Consider the following 15,866-nt stretch of genomic DNA (forward strand, 5'->3'; position numbering starts at 1 on the left):
GAATCAGAACTCGAATGACAAGGGAATCCTTAAATGAAGACGCCGTCTAGGCCGCGCCCTGACCCTGCGGGTCGATCAGCCCGGCCAGCACCGATGCCTGCGTGATATGCCCCCCGCCCTGCACGGCAAGGGCATCGCTGCGGTGGCGCAGCATCTGGATCACCTCGCGCACCGGGGTGTCGGGCGGGATGGGCGCGCTGGTTGCGGGGGCAGGGACATCGCCCGGCAAGGCCACGTCGGCGGCGGTCAGCACACCGAACGGGTTCATGTGCTGCACGAAATCCGCGACATATTCGTTGGCCGGATTGGCGATGATGTCCCGCGCGGTGCCGATTTGAACGATGCGCCCGCCTTCCATCAGCGCGATGCGGTTGCCCAGCTTGAAGGCTTCGTCCAGATCGTGGCTGACAAAGATGATCGTGCGCCGGTCTTTGGCCTGCAATTCCAGCAATTCATCCTGAAGCCGCGAGCGGATCAGCGGGTCCAGCGCGGAAAACGGCTCGTCCATCAGCAGGATCGGCGCCTCGGTCGCAAAGGCGCGCGCAAGGCCGACGCGCTGCTGCATCCCGCCCGACAGATCGCCAACACGGCGGTCGGCCCATTCCGTCAGCCCCACGGTGGCCAGTTGATCTTCGACGCGGCTGGCACGTTCCCTGGCAGGCAGGCCCGCCAGTTCCAGCCCAAGCCCCACATTTTCCCGCACGGTCCGCCACGGCAGCAGGCCGAATTGCTGGAACACCATCGCCACATGGCGCAGGCGGATCTTGCGCAGTTCGGCCTTGCTGGCGCGGGTGACGGAAATCATCTGCTGCCCGTCCCAGACCCGCACTTCGCCACGGCAGACCGGGTTCAGCGCATTCACCGCGCGCAGCAGGGTAGACTTGCCCGATCCCGACAGGCCCATCAGCACCAGAATTTCACCCTGCGCGACGTTCAGCGCGCAGTTGTGAACGCCCAGAACCTGCCCGGTTTCGGTCTTGATCTGGCCACGATCCAAGCCCTGATCCATCAGCGGCAGAGCGGTGGCAGGACGTTCGCCGAAAACAATGTTCACATTGTCGAATTCAACCGCATTCATTTCGCCCGCTCCATCCGCAGCATCCGGTCCAGCACGATGGCCAACACGGCGATCACCATGCCTGATTCAAACCCAAGCGCCGTATTGACCGAGTTCAGCGCCCGCACCACCGGCACCCCCAGCCCCGGTGCACCGACCAGCGCCGCGATCACCACCATCGACAGCGACAGCATGATGGTTTGCGTCAGTCCGACCATGATCTGCGGCATCGCACTGGGCAGTTCCACCTTCCACAGCAATTGCCGGGGGGTTGCCCCGAATGCCGTCGCCGCTTCGCGCAGGGCCAGCGGCGTTGACGAGATGCCCAGATGCGTCAGCCGGATCGGTGCGGGCAGGGCAAAGATCACTGTCGCGATCAGCCCCGGCACCATACCCAAACCAAAAAACACAATGGCAGGGATAAGATAGACAAAGGTCGGCATGGTCTGCATCAGGTCCAGCACCGGCCGGATCACCGCATAAAACCGCGGACGATGTGCGGCCATGATCCCCACCGGCACCCCCAGCCCCATACAGACCACGCAGGACGCCAGCACCAGCGTCAGTGTATCCAGCGTTTCTTTCCAATAGCCCTGATTGAGAATGAACAGGAACCCGGCGGCGACCAGCAGACAGGTGCGCCAGTTGCGCTGCAAGGCCCATGTCAGCGCGACGGCCAATGCGATAAAGATCAACGGATGTGGCGCGTTCAGCAGCCACAGGATGCCGTTGGTCAGCGTTCGCAACCCGTCCGAGATCGTGTCAAAGAACCATGTGGCATTCGCGATCAGCCAGTCCACGATCTGCTTTGCCGTTCGCCCGACCGGAATTTTGGTCGCGGTCAACAGGGCCGTCAGTTGTTCCATGCGCATCCTCGTCGCTTGGGGCCGCAGCGGAAAGCGCCGCCACGGCCAGTGTCGTTACCCGGCCAAGGCCGCGCTGAGTGCCTGTTGTGCGTCGTTGCCGTCAAAGGTGGTCACGCCATCCAGCCACGGCGTCGCCGCATCGGGGTTGGCTTGCAGCCATTCCCGCGCGGCAGCCGAGGGGTTGGCGCCGTCGTTCAGGATCTTGCCCATCACTTCGTTTTCCATCGGCAGGGTGAAGGCCAGATTTTGCAGGAACTTGCCGATATTGGGGCATTCGGTGACATAACCGGCGCGGGTGTTGGTGCGCACTTCGGCACCGCCGAAATCAGGGCCGAACACCTCGTCGCCGCCCGACAGATAGGTCAGGTCATGCTGCGTGTTCATCGGATGCGGCTCCCATCCCAGGAACACGATGGGCCGCCCACTGGTATCGGCGCGGCTGACCTGTGCCAGCATCCCCTGTTCCGACGATTCCACGATTTCAAACGTGCCAAGGCCGAATTTATCCTCGGCCACCATGTCCAGCAGCAGACGGTTGCCGTCATTGCCCGGCTCGATCCCGTAGATCTGGCCGTTCAGCGCGTCTTTGTGTGCGGCAATGTCGGTAAAGTTGACAATGCCCAGATCGGCCCCGGCCTTGTTCGTTGCCAGCGTGTATTTCGCGCCGGTCAGGTTGGTGCGCACCGTGTCCACCGTGCCCGCGTCACGATAGGGGGCGATGTCGGCCTCCATCGTGGGCATCCAGTTGCCAAGGAACACGTCCACATCGCCGGTGGCCAGCGCGGTATAGGTCACGGGCACGGACAGAACCTTGATTTCGGTCTGATAGCCGAGTGCGTCCAGCACCGTCCCGGCCAGCGCCGTCGTTGCGGTGATGTCCGTCCAGCCCACGTCAGACAGCACGACCGCCTGACAGCTTTCGGGATCAGAGGCCAGCGCCGGGGCGGCCAGTGCCGTGGTCACGGCCAGCGCGGCGGCAAGGCGGTTGATGGTCATGCGATGTCTCCCTGTTATTTTGATTGACCAGTCAATTAATGCGGCGTAGGCACAAAAGCGCAACAGTTAATCCATGTTTCCCGGATCAGCAGTCACGCCATGCCCAAGCCAAGTGCAGAGCCTATCCGAAAGGCCGCATTAATCAACGCTGCCATTGCCGAGGTGGGGCAGGCCGGGTCGCGCGATGTGACTGTGGCCCAGATTGCCCGCGCGGCGGGTATGTCGCCTGCGCTGGCGCATCACTACTTCGGGTCCAAAGACCAGATTTTTCTGGCGGCGATGCGGCATATCCTGAACGTTTACCGCGATTCCGTGCGGGTCAGCCTGCCAGGCAACGCCGGGCGTCAGCGTCTGGATGGTATCGTTTCGGCCAGCTTTGCCCCGCAGAACTTCCGGCACGAGGTGGTCAGCGCCTGGCTTAATTTTTACGCGATGGCGCTGGTCAATGACGAAGCGGCGCGGCTGCTGCGCGTTTATCACCGGCGGTTGCATTCGAATCTGGTCTTTGCGCTGCGCCCCCTGACCGACCAGCCGCAGGCGATGGCCAGAACGCTGGGTGCGCTGATTGACGGGCTGTATCTGCGCGCGGCGCTGACGCCCGGCCCGACTGATGCCATGGCGGCCATGCGGACCGTGGCGGGCTATCTGGATGAAACCTTGGGCTAACGGGGGCAGGATGCAGGCGCAACCACGGGGCAGTCTTTATATCGGCGGCGCATATGTGCAGGGGCAGGGCGATGACCTGCCGGTGCTGTATCCCTATGACGGATCGCGTATCGCGCTGCTGCAAGAGGCGTCGGCGGATCAGGTGGCGCAGGCTTGCGCGGTGGCGGCGCAGGCACAGCCGGAATGGGCTGCGCTGGCGCCGGTGGAACGGGGCCGCGTGCTGCTGCGCGCCGCTGCCATCATCCGCGAGCGGGCCGAGGAACTGGCCCGGCTGGAAACGCTGGATACCGGCAAGCCGATTCAGGAAACCCGCGTGGCCGACTGGCCATCCGGTGCCGATGCGCTGGAATTTTTCGGCGGGCTGGCGGCAACGCTGACCGGCAGCCACATCCCGCTGGGGCAGGACTGGGCCTATACCGTGCGCATACCGCTGGGGGTCTGTGCGGGGATCGGGGCGTGGAACTATCCCAGCCAGATCGCCTGCTGGAAGGCCGCGCCAGCGTTGATTATGGGCAATGCGATGGTGTTCAAACCGTCCGAAGAAACGCCTTTGGGTGCCCTGAAACTGGCCGAGATCCTGACCGACGCCGGTCTGCCGCCCGGTATCTTCAACGTGGTGCAGGGGCGTGGCGCGGTCGGGGCGGCGCTGACCACTGACCCGAACGTGGCCAAGGTGTCGCTGACCGGATCGGTTCCCACCGGACGCCGGGTCTATACCGCCGCCGCCCAAGGGATGCGCCATGTCACCATGGAACTGGGTGGCAAATCGCCGCTGATCGTGTTCGAGGACGCCAGCCTTGAAGATGCCGTCAGCGCGGCGATTTTGGCGAACTTTTATTCCTCGGGGCAGATCTGTTCCAATGGCACGCGGGTCTTTGTGCAGCGCGGGATTGCCGATGCGTTTCTGGCCCGGCTGGCCGCGCGCTGCGCCGATGTGCGCATGGGCGACCCGCTGGACCCCGAAACCCAGCATGGCCCGATCATCAATGCCGCGCAGGCCGATAAAATCCGTGCCGCCATCGCCGCCGGTCAGGCGCAAGGCGCGCGGCTGGTCTGTGGCGGGCCGGGGCAGGGGCCGTTCATCCCGCCCACCGTATTTGCCGATGCCACCGACGAGATGACCATCACGCGCGAGGAAATCTTTGGCCCGGTGATGACCGTGCTGACCTTCGACGACGAGGCCGAGGCGATCCGCCGCGCCAATGCCACCAGCTTTGGTCTGGCCGCAGGTGTGTTCACCGCCGACCTGACGCGCGGACATCGCGTCATCGCGGCCTTGCAGGCGGGCACGGCCTGGATCAACGCCTATAACCTGACGCCGGTGCAGATGCCCTTTGGCGGGGTCAAGTCATCGGGGCTGGGGCGCGAAAACTCGGCCGCTGCCATTGAACATTATTCGCAACTGAAATCGGTCTATGTCGGAATGGGGCCGGTCGAGGCACCATATTGAGGTGACATGATGACGGCTGATTATGTGATCGTGGGTGCCGGGTCCGCCGGTTGTGCGCTGGCCTATCGTCTGGTTCAGGCGGGGCATTCGGTCAGGCTGATCGAATATGGTGGTTCGGATGTCGGGCCGCTGATCCAGATGCCCGCGGCGCTGTCCTATCCGATGAACATGGCGCGCTATGACTGGGGTTTTCAGACGCAGCCGGAACCGGGTCTGGGCGGGCGGGTGCTGGCCACGCCGCGCGGCAAGGTTCTGGGCGGATCGTCCAGCATCAACGGCATGGTCTTTGTGCGCGGCAACCCGGCGGATTACGACCACTGGGCCGACACCGGCGCGACGGGCTGGGGCTGGGATGACGTGCTGCCCTATTTCCGGCGGATGGAAACCTGGCACGGCGGCAGCTCGGACCTGCGCGGCACCGATGGTCCGCTGCATGTCACCCGTGGCCCGCGCCGCAACCCGCTGTTCAACGCCTTTATCGAGGCGGGTCAGCAGGCCGGATGGCCCTATACCGACGATTACAACGGACACCAGCAAGAGGGCTTTGGCCCGATGGAGGCCACGATCTGGCGTGGCCGCCGTTGGTCCGCCGCCAACGCCTATCTGCGCCCGGCGCTGAAAACCGGACGGCTGAGCATTACCCGAGGGCTGGCTCTTCGCGTGATGTTCGACGCTGACCGCGCCATCGGCGTTGAAATAGACCGCAATGGCCGCCTGATGACCATCCGCGCGCGGCACGAGGTGATCCTGTCGGCCAGTTCCATCAATACGCCCAAGCTGTTGATGCTGTCGGGCATCGGCCCCGCCGATCACCTGCGCGACCATGGCATTCATGTCATGGCCGACCGTCCCGGCGTAGGCGGGAACCTGCAGGATCACCTTGAAATCTATATGCAGTTCAAATCCTTGCAGCCGGTGACGCTGTATTCCCACTATAACCTGTGGGGCAAGGCGACGGTCGGTCTGCAATGGTTGCTGCGCGGGACGGGGCTGGGGGCCTCGAACCAGTTCGAAAGCTGCGGCTTCATCCGGTCGTCGGATACGGTGGATTACCCCGATATTCAGTATCATTTCCTGCCGCTGGCCGTGCGCTATGACGGTAAAGCGGCGGCGCAGGGGCACGGGTTTCAGGCCCATGTCGGCCCGATGCGGTCAAAATCGCGCGGTGCGGTGCGGCTGACATCCGCCGATCCGGCGGCGGCCCCCGACATCCGCTTTAACTATATGTCGCACCCTGATGACTGGGCCGAGTTCCGCGCCTGCGTCCGCCTGACCCGCCGCATTTTTGACCAGCCTGCCTTTGCCTCTTATCGCGGCGATGAAATTCAGCCCGGCGCAGCAGTGCAGAGCGATGCTGAAATCGACGCCTTTATCCGCGACCACGCCGAAAGCGCCTATCACCCCTGCGGCACGGCGCGAATGGGCGCGGCGGATGATCCGCTGGCGGTGGTCGATCCGGCGCTGCGGGTGATCGGCGTGCAGGGCCTGCGCGTGGCTGACAGCTCGATCTTTCCGCGCATCACCAACGGCAATCTGAACGCCCCGTCGATCATGAGCGGCGAAAAGGCGGCGGATCATATTCTGGGGCTGATTTAGGGGCTGGCGGGCCGCCCCCGCCACCACCGCAACGCTGATCCCGGCGGCTCAGCGGCGGGTCAATTCGACAAAGACATCTTCAAGATCAGGCTGTTCGCTGGCCACGTCGATCACCGGCACACCGGCACTGCGCAGCGCGTCCAGCACCTGATCGGCGCGGATGCGCGAGGGGGGATAGCTGATCGCCAGCCGCCCGTCGCTGCGCCATTCGGCACCGGCCCCCTGCGGCAAAGTCGGCAGCGCCACCCGACCGCCGGTGTCGATCACCAGCGCCTTGCCATCGGTGCGGTGCAGCAGTGATTCGGTGCTGTCGCGGATCAGCAGGCGGCCTTTGTCGATGATGGCGATTTCGTCGCACATTTCCTGCGCTTCTTGCAGGTAATGAGTCGTCAGGATGATGGTCATCCCCTGTTCATTCAGCCGCCGCACGTTCCGCCACAGCATATCGCGCAACGTAATATCCACGCCTGCGGTCGGTTCATCCAGCACCAGAATGTGCGGGCGGTGGACCAACGCCTTGGCCAGCAACAGCCGCCGCTTCATCCCGCCCGACAGATTGCGGGCATAGCTTTCAGCCTGATCGGTCAGCCCGACCAGTTCCAGCAGTTCATCCGTCCAGCGTTCGTGTTTGGGCACACCATACAGCCCCGCCTGCACCTCAAGACTGGCGCGAGGGGTAAAGAACGGGTCCATGTTCAGTTCCTGCGGCATTACCCCGATGGCGGCACGGGATTGGCGCGGGTTCACGTCCTGGTCAAAGCCCCAGATCACCACGCGGCCCGCCGTCTTGTTCACCAGACCGGCCAGAATGTTGATCGTGGTCGATTTTCCCGCGCCATTCGGCCCCAGAAGGCCAAAGATCGACCCGGCGCGGATGGTCAGATCCAGCCCGGTCAGCGCCTGTTTCGGCGGGGCCTTGCCCGAACCGGCATAGGTTTTCGACAGGCCGGTGATTTCGATCGCATTTCCGGCCAAAGCGTCTGGCATCGCGCGCCGTCTCCTTTTATGAACGATGCAGATAAACCTGTTTTGCGTCAAAGCTCAAGGAACGGCCATGACCGCATTGCCTGCCCATACCGCCCCTGAAACCCAGATCGTGACAGCGTGGAAGGTCGCCTGCGACGGCGATGAGGCCGCGGGCACCGGCCATCCCCGCGTCTGGCTGTCGGTCGCGCGCGACAGCGGCATGGTCGAATGCGGCTATTGTGGCAAACGCTTCGTTATCGACCGCGACCACACCCACGACGACCACTAAGGTGCGGTCCCAAAATCCAACCGTCCCTGCGCGGCGGGATAGGTGAGCGTGCCATCGGGCCTGATCTGTGCGCCCTTGGTCATCTGTGCCGGTTCTGATTGACCCGGTGCCAGCAGGTGCAGCACCGGATGGCCCGCGGCCAGCAGGTAATCGGTGATGATCCGGCGATGACAGCGCCACCAGACTGCTTCGGCGCACATGATGGCCAGCCGCTGCCGCTGACCCAGACGGATCAGTTCGGCAAAAGCGGCACCAAAGACATCGCCCAAGGCGTAATCGGCATAATTGTGAAAGCTGGCCACCCGCCACAGCGCATTGATCGCCGGATCAATGCCGGGCTGAAGCGGCTTACGCCCGCCAAGCGCGGGAAAGTGGCGATAGCCGATCTGCCAGCGGGCCAGATCATCGGGAAAATGGTCGATGTTGAACGCCGGATTATGGCGCGAGCGTGGAAAGCTGCGCACATCGGCGACCAGCCCCACCCCGGCATCGCGCAGCATTCCGGCCAGCTCATCAAAGCTGCGGGTTGAATGACCGATGGTGGTGAACCCCGTGGTCATTCGCTCAGGTGCGTCAGGACTGCTGCTTTATGTGCGGCGATGTGGTCGGTCTTGTCGCTTTTGATCTCATATTGCGGGGCGTCGGGGCTGGCACGATGGGTATGGCCCTTGTAATCGAAATCGCTTGTATGAATGCGGATGATATGGCCGCTGACCTGCCCCGCCTCGGAATTCCAGGTGACATGATCGCCGATCTTGAACTGCGTCATTTCAGCCCCCCTAGCTCAGCAACATGGGGGCGCCCGCACAGGGCAGGGTGCCGGTCGGCGCGCCCGTTGTCTGATGCAGATAGCCCAGCACATTTTGCCCCGACCAGACCTGCACCGCCAGCCCGTCCTCAGTCAGCCCGCGCCCCGTTGCCGTGCCGCTGTAACGGTCCTGATAGGTAAAGATCACCTCCACCCGCGTGCCGTCATCGCAGGTCACATCGGCCTGACCAAAGCCCATCACCCCGCGTTCGGTCCAGCGCCCGGTGCAGGCCACGCCGTCACTCATCACGCCCACAACGTCGCCTGCGCCGCGCCCCAGACTGCGGCCGTGAAACCACCGTCCCTGATCGCCGACACAGGCCAGAACCCGTGTGCAAGACGCATCATCATCGCGCAGCGGGCAAAGTTGTGGTTCGCTGCCGGATGCGGCGCTGGCCAGCAGCGCGGCTGGAAGAAACCGCAAGATCATGTCACAACCCCTTCGGACCAACAGCGCGAGGGTAACATGGACGAGGGTTTCGGCAAGGGCAGCCATCTGCATCTGATCGACGGGTCGGCCTTTATCTTTCGGGCCTATCACGCGCTGCCGCCGCTGACGCGCAAATCGGACGGGTTGCCGGTGGGGGCGGTTGCGGGCTTTTGCAACATGCTGTGGAAATATGTCAGCGATCAGAACGGCCATGACGCGCCGACCCATGCGGCGGTGATCTTTGACCATTCGTCCAAGACCTTCCGCAACGAGATATTCCCTGATTACAAGGCCAACCGCCCCCCCCCGCCCGAGGATCTGCGCCCGCAATTCCCCCTGACCCGCGAGGCGACACGCGCCTTTAACATCGCCTGTATCGAGACCGAGGGGTTCGAGGCCGACGACATTATCGCCACGCTGGCCTGCCGGGGGCGCGATGCGGGCGGCTCGGTCACGATCATCAGCTCCGACAAGGACTTGATGCAGCTGGTCGGCGATGGCGTCGGGATGCTGGACCCGATCAAGGGCAAGACGATTGGTCCCGATGAAGTGGCCGAGAAATTCGGCGTCGGCCCGGATCGCGTCGTCGATGTGCAGGCGCTGGCCGGGGATTCGGTCGATAACGTGCCGGGCGCGCCGGGCATCGGGATTAAGACGGCGGCGCAGCTTATTCAGGAATACGGTGATCTGGAAACGCTGCTGGACCGGGCGGAGGAGATCAAGCAGCCCAAGCGGCGGCAGACGCTGATCGAGAATGCCGAACAGATTCGCATCTCGAAACGCCTGGTGCAGCTTGATTGCGAAACGCCGCTTGATTTGTCGCTGGCCGCGCTTGAGGTGCAGCCCCCCGACTCCGATGTCCTGCTGGGCTTTCTGGCGCAGATGGAGTTTCGCACCTTGGCCAATCGCGTCGCCGAAAAGCTGGGGGCCAAGGCCCCGGCGGTGCAATCCGCCCCGCCGTCCAAGGCACCGGCCCCGGAGCAGATGGCAATCGACCACGCCGGTTACGAAACCGTCACCACAGCCGATGCGCTGGCCGCATGGATTGCCACGATCCATGAGGCAGGCGCGGTTGCCATCGACACGGAAACCACCGGGCTGGACGAGATGCAGGCCGATCTGGTCGGTATCAGTCTGGCCGTCGCGCCGGGGCGGGCCTGCTATATTCCGGTCGGCCATGTCGCCGGGGCGGATGATCTGTTCGGTTCGGCCAGTCTGGTGCCGGGGCAATTGCCGCTGGCCGATGTCCTGGCCGCTCTGGCTCCGGTGCTGACCGATGAGGCGGTCCTGAAAATCGGTCAGAACACCAAATACGATTGGAAGATTCTGGCCCGCCACGGCATCCGCATGGCGCCGGTCGGGGATACCATGCTGATGTCCTATGCGCTGCACGCGGGAATCCACAATCACGGCATGGACGAACTGGCCGAGCGGTATCTGGGCCATAAACCCATTCCGATCAAGGACCTGATCGGCAGCGGCAAAAGCCAGATCAACTTTGCGCAGGTTCCCATCGACAAGGCCGCCCCCTATGCCGCCGAGGATGCGGACGTGACGCTGCGTCTGTGGCAGGCCTTCGCGCCGATGCTACCGCCCAATGCCGTGACCACCGTTTATGAAACGCTGGAACGCCCGATGATCCCGGTTCTGGCCGGGATGGAGATGGCGGGCATCCGTGTCGATGCCGACGTTCTGCGCCGCATGTCCAGCGTCTTTGCGCAGCGGATGGCGGGGCTTGAGGACGAGATTCACACCCTCGCCGGGGAAAAGTTCAACGTCGGCTCGCCCAAGCAATTGGGCGAGGTGCTGTTCGACAAGATGGGCCTTTCGGGCGGCAAGACCGGCAAGACCGGCGCCTATTCCACCAGTGCCGACGTGCTGGAGGATCTGGCCGCCGAGGGCCACGATCTGCCCGCCCGCGTGCTGGACTGGCGCGGACTGTCGAAACTGAAAAGCACCTATACCGACGCGCTGCCGACCTATGTGAACGCGGAGACGGGGCGGGTGCATACGTCCTATTCCATCGCTGGTGCGCAGACCGGGCGGCTGGCTTCGACCGATCCGAATTTGCAGAACATCCCGGTGCGGTCAGACGAAGGCCGCCGCATCCGCGAGGCGTTTGTGGCCGGACAGGGGATGCGGCTGGTCAGCCTTGACTACAGCCAGATCGAATTGCGCATTCTGGCCCATGTCGCCGATATTCCGGCGCTGAAAGCTGCGTTCCGCGACGGGATCGACATTCACGCCATGACCGCCAGCCAGATGTTCGGCGTGCCGGTCGAAGGCATGGACCCGATGATCCGCCGCCGCGCCAAGGCGATCAACTTTGGCGTCATCTACGGCATTTCCGGCTTTGGTCTGTCGCGTAACCTGCGCATCCCGCGCGCCGAGGCGCAGGCCTTTATCGACACCTATTTCGAGCGGTTTCCCGAAATCCGCGCCTATATGGATCAGACCGTGGCCGATGCCAAACGCGACGGTTTCGTGCGCACCATGTTCGGGCGGCGGATCAATACGCCCGGTATCAACGCCTCTGGCCCCGCTGCCGGTGGTGCGCGCCGTGCAGCGATCAACGCGCCGATTCAAGGCGCGGCGGCCGACATCATCCGCCGCGCGATGATCCGTATGCCGGCGGCCATCGCGGGCCTGCCCGCGACCATGCTGCTGCAAGTCCATGACGAACTGGTGTTCGAGGTCGAGGCAGACGCGGTGGACGACCTTATCGCGGTGGCCCGCGCCGTGATGGAGGGCGCGGCGGAACCTGCCGTCAAACTGTCGGTGCCGTTGGTGGTGGATGCGGGGGCAGGGGCGAACTGGGCCGAGGCGCATTAAGGGGGCGGCATAAGCTTTGCCCATGCTGGCCGTCGTGCCGGGTATCGTATCGTGCAGGTTCACGTCTCGGTCTCGGCGCAGGCGATGCTGGCCGTCGCGGCGCAGTTTTTGCGGTCCAGGGGCGGGTGCGCCGGATCGTCGGCTGGGTTTTTGTGCTGGTCATGGCGGGGTCGCCGATGTCCATCCATACGATCTGTCAGATCAGCGGTTTTTCCGCGATTTACCTAACCTTGATCTTCACGCTGGCCACGTTGCCCTATGGCGTCATCGCCATGCGCCGGGGACAGATCACCCGGCATCGCGTCACGATGATTCCGCTTTACGCGCTGGTGCTGACGCGGCTGTTCACGCCGTTGCCGTTGCCGTTGCCGTTGCCGGGGCGGCTGCCGGGTGCGGTCCTGCTGGGCCTGCCCTATCACGCGCAGACCTGCATGTGAGCCGCATCAGATCGCCGGCGAATGGCCCTTGGCCTGCACGGTGTAGGCGTCAAAACCCATGGCAATCATCCGCGTCAGCGGGCGGGCGCGTTCGGGGATCGACAGGCCCGCGTCGCTGACCTGCACCATATCGCCGAACTTGTTTTTGACCGGGGCGTAAAGTTCGGCCAGCCGTTCGGCTGTCAGCCCGTAATCGCGGATCATTTCCGCCGAACTCAGGCGGAAATCGCACATCAAGGCTTCGATCATGCGGCTGCGCCAGATGTCTTCGGCGGTAAAGGCATGCCCGCGCGAGGTGGACAGACGCCCGGCACGGATCGCCGCCTGGTAAGCGCCGGTTGCCGGTGCGTTCTGCGCGAAACCCTGCGGAAAGCGCGAAATGGACGAGGCCCCCAGCCCGATCAGCGTCGGCGCGCGGTCATCGGTATAGCCCTGAAAATTGCGGCGCAGGTGGCCGGTGCGGGCGGCGACGGCCAGCCCGTCATCGGGGCGGGCGAAATGGTCGATGCCGATTTCGTCATAACCATCGGCAAGGAACAGATCGCGCGCGGTTTCAAACAGCGCCAGCCGCGTTTCGGAATTGGGCAGCGCCTCGCCGGGGATCATAACCTGACGTTTCGACATCCACGGCACATGCGCATAACCATACAGCGCCACCCGGTCGGGGTTCAGCGCCAGCAGTTTCTGCACGGTGTCGGAAATACGGCGCTTGTCCTGATGGGGCAGGCCAAACAGAATGTCGGCGTTCAGGCTGGTGATGCCGCGCGCGCGGATCATGTCAACCGCCTTGGCGGTCAACTCAAACGACTGTTCGCGGCCGATGGTTTTCTGGATCAGAGGGTCGAAATCCTGCACACCTATGCTGGCGCGGGTCAGGCCGGATTCGGCCAGTGCGTCCATCCGGGCTTCGTCGATTTCATTCGGGTCGATCTCGACCGAAAATTCCGCGCCCTCGTCCAGCGGAAAGCTGTCGTGGATCACGCCTGCAAGGCGGCGGATCATGTCGGGGGCCAGCAGTGTGGGCGTGCCGCCGCCCCAGTGCAGCCGCGACAGGCGCACACCGGGGGCCAGCCGTTCGCGCAGCATGGCGATTTCGGTCAGCAGCGTTTCGGTATAGGCGGCGACGGGTTCCAGCGTCTGGGTGCCCTGCGTGCGGCAGGCGCAGAACCAGCACAGCCGACGACAGAATGGGATGTGCAGATACAGCGAAATGCGCGCATCACCGGGCACCGCACTGATCCAGTCAGCGGCCTGTTGCGCTCCGACGGCGGGTGAAAACTGCGGTGCTGTGGGGTAGGATGTATAGCGCGGCACGCGCGCGTCAAAAAGCCCCAGCCGCCTGAGTTGCGATTCGTGGTCCATAGGCTATAAATAGGCAACACGCGCGAACAGACATTGACACAAATCAAGCTGATGCAAATCGACATCGCCCGATCCTACGGGCCAGATATGGCCTGCGCTGACTGCCCGATCCGGTATCGGGCCGTCTGTGCGCATTGCGAATCCCACGAGCTTGATACGCTTGAGGGGGCGAAATTCTATCGCAGCTTCGAGGCCGGGCAGGTGATCGTCTGGACGGGCGACCACATGGACTTTGTGGCTTCGGTTGTGTCGGGTGTGGCCAGTCTGACCCAGACGATGGAGGACGGGCGCACGCAGATGGTCGGGATGTTGTTGCCCAGCGATTTTCTGGGCCGTCCGGGGCGTGTGGTGGCGCAATATACGGTGACGGCGGCTACGGATGTGACGCTGTGCTGTTTTCGCCGCAAACCGTTCGAGGACATTCTGACCCGCACCCCGCATATTGCGCAGCGACTGCTGGAAATGACGCTGGATGAACTGGATGCTGCGCGCGAATGGATGCTGCTTTTGGGCCGCAAGACGGCGCGGGAAAAGATCGCGTCGTTTCTGGCCATTGTTGCCCGCCGCGATGCCGCGCTGCGCCGGGCGCAGCCGGGGGGGCGGATGGAAATGGTGCTGCCCCTGACGCGCGAGGCGATGGCCGATTATCTGGGACTGACGCTGGAAACCGTCAGCCGTCAGGTCAGTGCGCTGAAACGGGACGAGGTGATCGCCCTGAATGGCAAGCGCGGGATCACCGTCCCCGATTTCGCCCGTCTGGTCGAGGAATCGGGGGATGATGCCGATGGCGGCTGGCTGAACTGATCTGCCCCAAGACCGGGGGCCAGCCCCCGGCCCCCGGCGTATTTGGACAGACAGGAAGCGGCTCAGCGGGCCATAAACACTGCGACGGGCGCGTTTTCCAGCATGTTGCGTGTTGCACCGCCAAGGATCGCCTCGCGAAAGCGGGAGTGGCCATAGGCCCCCATCACGATCATATCCGCGTCGATTTCGCGGGCGCGACGGATCAGCACGTCGCTGATGGCCGGTTCCGTGCGCGCCAGCACGGCGATTTCGGCGCGGGCACCGTGACGAACCAGCATCTGACACAGCGCGCCGCCCGGATCAGACCGTTCGGGACCAAACGGCTTGGGATCGACCACGGTGATTTCCACCGATTCTGCGGCGACCAGTAGGGGCAGGGCGCGACGGACGGCGGCGATAGCCTCGTTCGACTGGTTCCATGCGACCAGCACCCTTTTGGGCGGCTCGGTCGGCAAATCGCCGCGCGGCAGCACCAGCACCGGGCAACCGCCTTCGAACATGGCCGCTTCGGTTACGGCCTCGGCATCAGGAGGGGCGGCGTCGCCATAGGGGTGGTTTTGCACCATCACATCGGCAAAGCGCGCGCGCATCCCGATCAGCGTGGTCAACCCGCCCGACTGCGCCACTGCCGAATCCACTGACCAGCGCAGGGCGGTGTTCGGTGTCAGCCGGTCGCGCACCGTCTTTTCCAGCGTTTCCGCCGCCGTCATGGATTTGTCGATGGATTCCTGAAACACATAGGCCGAGGCCCCGGCATAGTAATAGCCAACCTGGCTGTGATCGACGCCAAGGCAAAACACTTCGAGATGGGCATCTTCGCGCAGGGCCAATGCCGCTGCTGCGTCAAGCTGGCTGGTCTGGCTGGGGTCGGTGATGACGGTAAGGATTGTCTTGAAGCTCATCAGGGTCGCTCCTGTTCCTGTTCGCATGATTGTGACGCATTGCGCGCCCGTCCACATTGACTTGCATCAATCTGACGTCAACCATGGGATGAACGGCCTGCCGGTTTGGCGATCAGGCCGGAAACGCTGCGTCTTTGCTCTTTGATTCAGATCAAGGACGTGTGCTTGCAGCAATCCTATGCGATGTTGGCCGGATACCCGTCTGTTCGCGCGATTCGTCGCGGCAGGCCGGGTTCTGCTGTGAAATGCAAGGGGACATGAGGACGATGTCAAATCTGTTCAAGCTGATCGCGCTGGGTGCAATCGCGGTTTTTGCCGCGATCGGCGCCAACCTTGCGCGCGATCTGGCCTATATGGTGAACGCCCTGACCGTGATGCTGGTTGCGGGCGGTATGTTCATCTGGG

At 63.7% G+C, this 15,866-nt stretch carries 16 protein-coding genes; 7 read left to right on the top strand and 9 right to left on the bottom strand.

Features of this window, described 5'->3' with window-relative positions; translation table 11 throughout:
* Positions 1-46 precede the first annotated feature (46 nt).
* From choV to choX, 3 genes are read right to left on the bottom strand one after another with little or no spacing between them, the layout of a single operon-like run.
* Positions 47-1,078 (bottom strand): choline ABC transporter ATP-binding protein, encoded by a 1,032-nt coding sequence (gene choV, locus Q4G22_RS15045; RefSeq protein ID WP_303386703.1) that lies wholly within the window; start codon positions 1,076-1,078, stop codon positions 47-49.
* Entirely contained in the window at positions 1,075-1,923 is an 849-nt protein-coding gene (choW, locus tag Q4G22_RS15050; RefSeq protein ID WP_303386704.1) for a choline ABC transporter permease subunit, read from the bottom strand. Before choW ends, choV begins: the two co-directional genes overlap by 4 nt.
* Before the next feature lie 54 nt (positions 1,924-1,977).
* Positions 1,978-2,919, bottom strand: a complete 942-nt coding sequence (gene choX, locus Q4G22_RS15055; RefSeq protein WP_303386705.1) for a choline ABC transporter substrate-binding protein — start codon at positions 2,917-2,919, stop codon at positions 1,978-1,980.
* A gap of 99 nt (positions 2,920-3,018) precedes the next feature.
* Here choX and betI point away from each other — a divergent pair, with 99 nt between their 5' ends.
* The 3 genes from betI to betA are packed head-to-tail and all read left to right on the top strand — an operon-like array spanning position 3,019 to position 6,631.
* Entirely contained in the window at positions 3,019-3,585 is a 567-nt protein-coding gene (gene betI / locus Q4G22_RS15060; RefSeq protein ID WP_303386706.1) for a transcriptional regulator BetI, read from the top strand.
* Between the two features lie 10 nt (positions 3,586-3,595).
* A complete protein-coding gene (gene betB, locus Q4G22_RS15065; RefSeq protein WP_303386707.1) occupies positions 3,596-5,035 on the top strand; it encodes a betaine-aldehyde dehydrogenase in 1,440 nt (479 codons plus the stop codon).
* Between the two features lie 9 nt (positions 5,036-5,044).
* Positions 5,045-6,631 carry a choline dehydrogenase gene (gene betA, locus Q4G22_RS15070; protein WP_303386708.1) on the top strand — a complete coding sequence of 529 codons (1,587 nt, stop codon included), beginning with the start codon at positions 5,045-5,047 and terminating at the stop codon, positions 6,629-6,631.
* 48 nt (positions 6,632-6,679) lie between these two features.
* Here the strand turns inward: betA and Q4G22_RS15075 are convergent, their stop codons facing one another.
* Positions 6,680-7,618, bottom strand: coding sequence for an ABC transporter ATP-binding protein (locus tag Q4G22_RS15075; protein WP_303386709.1), 939 nt, complete (start codon positions 7,616-7,618; stop codon positions 6,680-6,682).
* 67 nt (positions 7,619-7,685) lie between these two features.
* Between Q4G22_RS15075 and Q4G22_RS15080 the strand changes: the two genes are divergently transcribed.
* Entirely contained in the window at positions 7,686-7,886 is a 201-nt protein-coding gene (locus Q4G22_RS15080; protein ID WP_303386710.1) for a zinc-finger domain-containing protein, read from the top strand.
* On the opposite strand, the gene Q4G22_RS15085 is transcribed toward Q4G22_RS15080, so the two are convergent.
* Genes Q4G22_RS15085 through Q4G22_RS15095 form a run of 3 tightly spaced genes read right to left on the bottom strand, consistent with a single transcriptional unit; the run spans position 7,883 to position 9,124 of the window.
* On the bottom strand, positions 7,883-8,446 hold the full coding sequence (locus Q4G22_RS15085; protein ID WP_303386711.1) for a DUF488 family protein: 564 nt from the start codon (positions 8,444-8,446) through the stop codon (positions 7,883-7,885). The two genes, Q4G22_RS15080 and Q4G22_RS15085, sit on opposite strands and share 4 nt — an antisense overlap.
* Complete coding sequence (locus Q4G22_RS15090; protein WP_303386712.1) at positions 8,443-8,655, bottom strand: DUF2945 domain-containing protein; 213 nt, start codon at positions 8,653-8,655, stop codon at positions 8,443-8,445. The genes Q4G22_RS15085 and Q4G22_RS15090 overlap by 4 nt, the downstream gene beginning before the upstream one ends.
* Positions 8,656-8,665: 10 nt before the next feature.
* A complete protein-coding gene (locus Q4G22_RS15095; RefSeq protein WP_303386713.1) occupies positions 8,666-9,124 on the bottom strand; it encodes a hypothetical protein in 459 nt (152 codons plus the stop codon).
* A 36-nt stretch (positions 9,125-9,160) separates the two neighbouring features.
* Here Q4G22_RS15095 and polA point away from each other — a divergent pair, with 36 nt between their 5' ends.
* Together polA and Q4G22_RS15105 are read left to right on the top strand one after the other, a co-directional pair.
* Positions 9,161-11,956, top strand: coding sequence for a DNA polymerase I (gene polA, locus Q4G22_RS15100; RefSeq protein ID WP_303386714.1), 2,796 nt, complete (start codon positions 9,161-9,163; stop codon positions 11,954-11,956).
* Positions 11,957-12,081: 125 nt separating this feature from the next.
* Complete coding sequence (locus tag Q4G22_RS15105; RefSeq protein WP_303386715.1) at positions 12,082-12,393, top strand: hypothetical protein; 312 nt, start codon at positions 12,082-12,084, stop codon at positions 12,391-12,393.
* A gap of 6 nt (positions 12,394-12,399) precedes the next feature.
* On the opposite strand, the gene hemN is transcribed toward Q4G22_RS15105, so the two are convergent.
* Positions 12,400-13,755 (bottom strand): oxygen-independent coproporphyrinogen III oxidase, encoded by a 1,356-nt coding sequence (hemN, locus tag Q4G22_RS15110; RefSeq protein ID WP_303386716.1) that lies wholly within the window; start codon positions 13,753-13,755, stop codon positions 12,400-12,402.
* Between the two features lie 51 nt (positions 13,756-13,806).
* Here hemN and fnrL point away from each other — a divergent pair, with 51 nt between their 5' ends.
* Positions 13,807-14,559, top strand: a complete 753-nt coding sequence (fnrL, locus tag Q4G22_RS15115; protein ID WP_303386717.1) for a transcriptional regulator FnrL — start codon at positions 13,807-13,809, stop codon at positions 14,557-14,559.
* A 62-nt stretch (positions 14,560-14,621) separates the two neighbouring features.
* On the opposite strand, the gene Q4G22_RS15120 is transcribed toward fnrL, so the two are convergent.
* Positions 14,622-15,461, bottom strand: coding sequence for a universal stress protein (locus Q4G22_RS15120; RefSeq protein WP_303386718.1), 840 nt, complete (start codon positions 15,459-15,461; stop codon positions 14,622-14,624).
* Positions 15,462-15,866 lie beyond the last annotated feature (405 nt).

This window comes from Paracoccus sp. (in: a-proteobacteria) (assembly GCF_030538655.1).
Taxonomy (GTDB): Bacteria; Pseudomonadota; Alphaproteobacteria; order Rhodobacterales; family Rhodobacteraceae; genus Paracoccus.

Coding starts and splice junctions, on each gene's coding strand:
- choV (WP_303386703.1), bottom strand. CDS start 1,078: ATGAATGCGGTTGAATTCGACAATGTGAACATTGTTTTCGGCGAACGT.
- choW (WP_303386704.1), bottom strand. CDS start 1,923: ATGGAACAACTGACGGCCCTGTTGACCGCGACCAAAATTCCGGTCGGG.
- choX (WP_303386705.1), bottom strand. CDS start 2,919: ATGACCATCAACCGCCTTGCCGCCGCGCTGGCCGTGACCACGGCACTG.
- betI (WP_303386706.1), top strand. CDS start 3,019: ATGCCCAAGCCAAGTGCAGAGCCTATCCGAAAGGCCGCATTAATCAAC.
- betB (WP_303386707.1), top strand. CDS start 3,596: ATGCAGGCGCAACCACGGGGCAGTCTTTATATCGGCGGCGCATATGTG.
- betA (WP_303386708.1), top strand. CDS start 5,045: ATGACGGCTGATTATGTGATCGTGGGTGCCGGGTCCGCCGGTTGTGCG.
- Q4G22_RS15075 (WP_303386709.1), bottom strand. CDS start 7,618: ATGCCAGACGCTTTGGCCGGAAATGCGATCGAAATCACCGGCCTGTCG.
- Q4G22_RS15080 (WP_303386710.1), top strand. CDS start 7,686: ATGACCGCATTGCCTGCCCATACCGCCCCTGAAACCCAGATCGTGACA.
- Q4G22_RS15085 (WP_303386711.1), bottom strand. CDS start 8,446: ATGACCACGGGGTTCACCACCATCGGTCATTCAACCCGCAGCTTTGAT.
- Q4G22_RS15090 (WP_303386712.1), bottom strand. CDS start 8,655: ATGACGCAGTTCAAGATCGGCGATCATGTCACCTGGAATTCCGAGGCG.
- Q4G22_RS15095 (WP_303386713.1), bottom strand. CDS start 9,124: ATGATCTTGCGGTTTCTTCCAGCCGCGCTGCTGGCCAGCGCCGCATCC.
- polA (WP_303386714.1), top strand. CDS start 9,161: ATGGACGAGGGTTTCGGCAAGGGCAGCCATCTGCATCTGATCGACGGG.
- hemN (WP_303386716.1), bottom strand. CDS start 13,755: ATGGACCACGAATCGCAACTCAGGCGGCTGGGGCTTTTTGACGCGCGC.
- fnrL (WP_303386717.1), top strand. CDS start 13,807: ATGCAAATCGACATCGCCCGATCCTACGGGCCAGATATGGCCTGCGCT.
- Q4G22_RS15120 (WP_303386718.1), bottom strand. CDS start 15,461: ATGAGCTTCAAGACAATCCTTACCGTCATCACCGACCCCAGCCAGACC.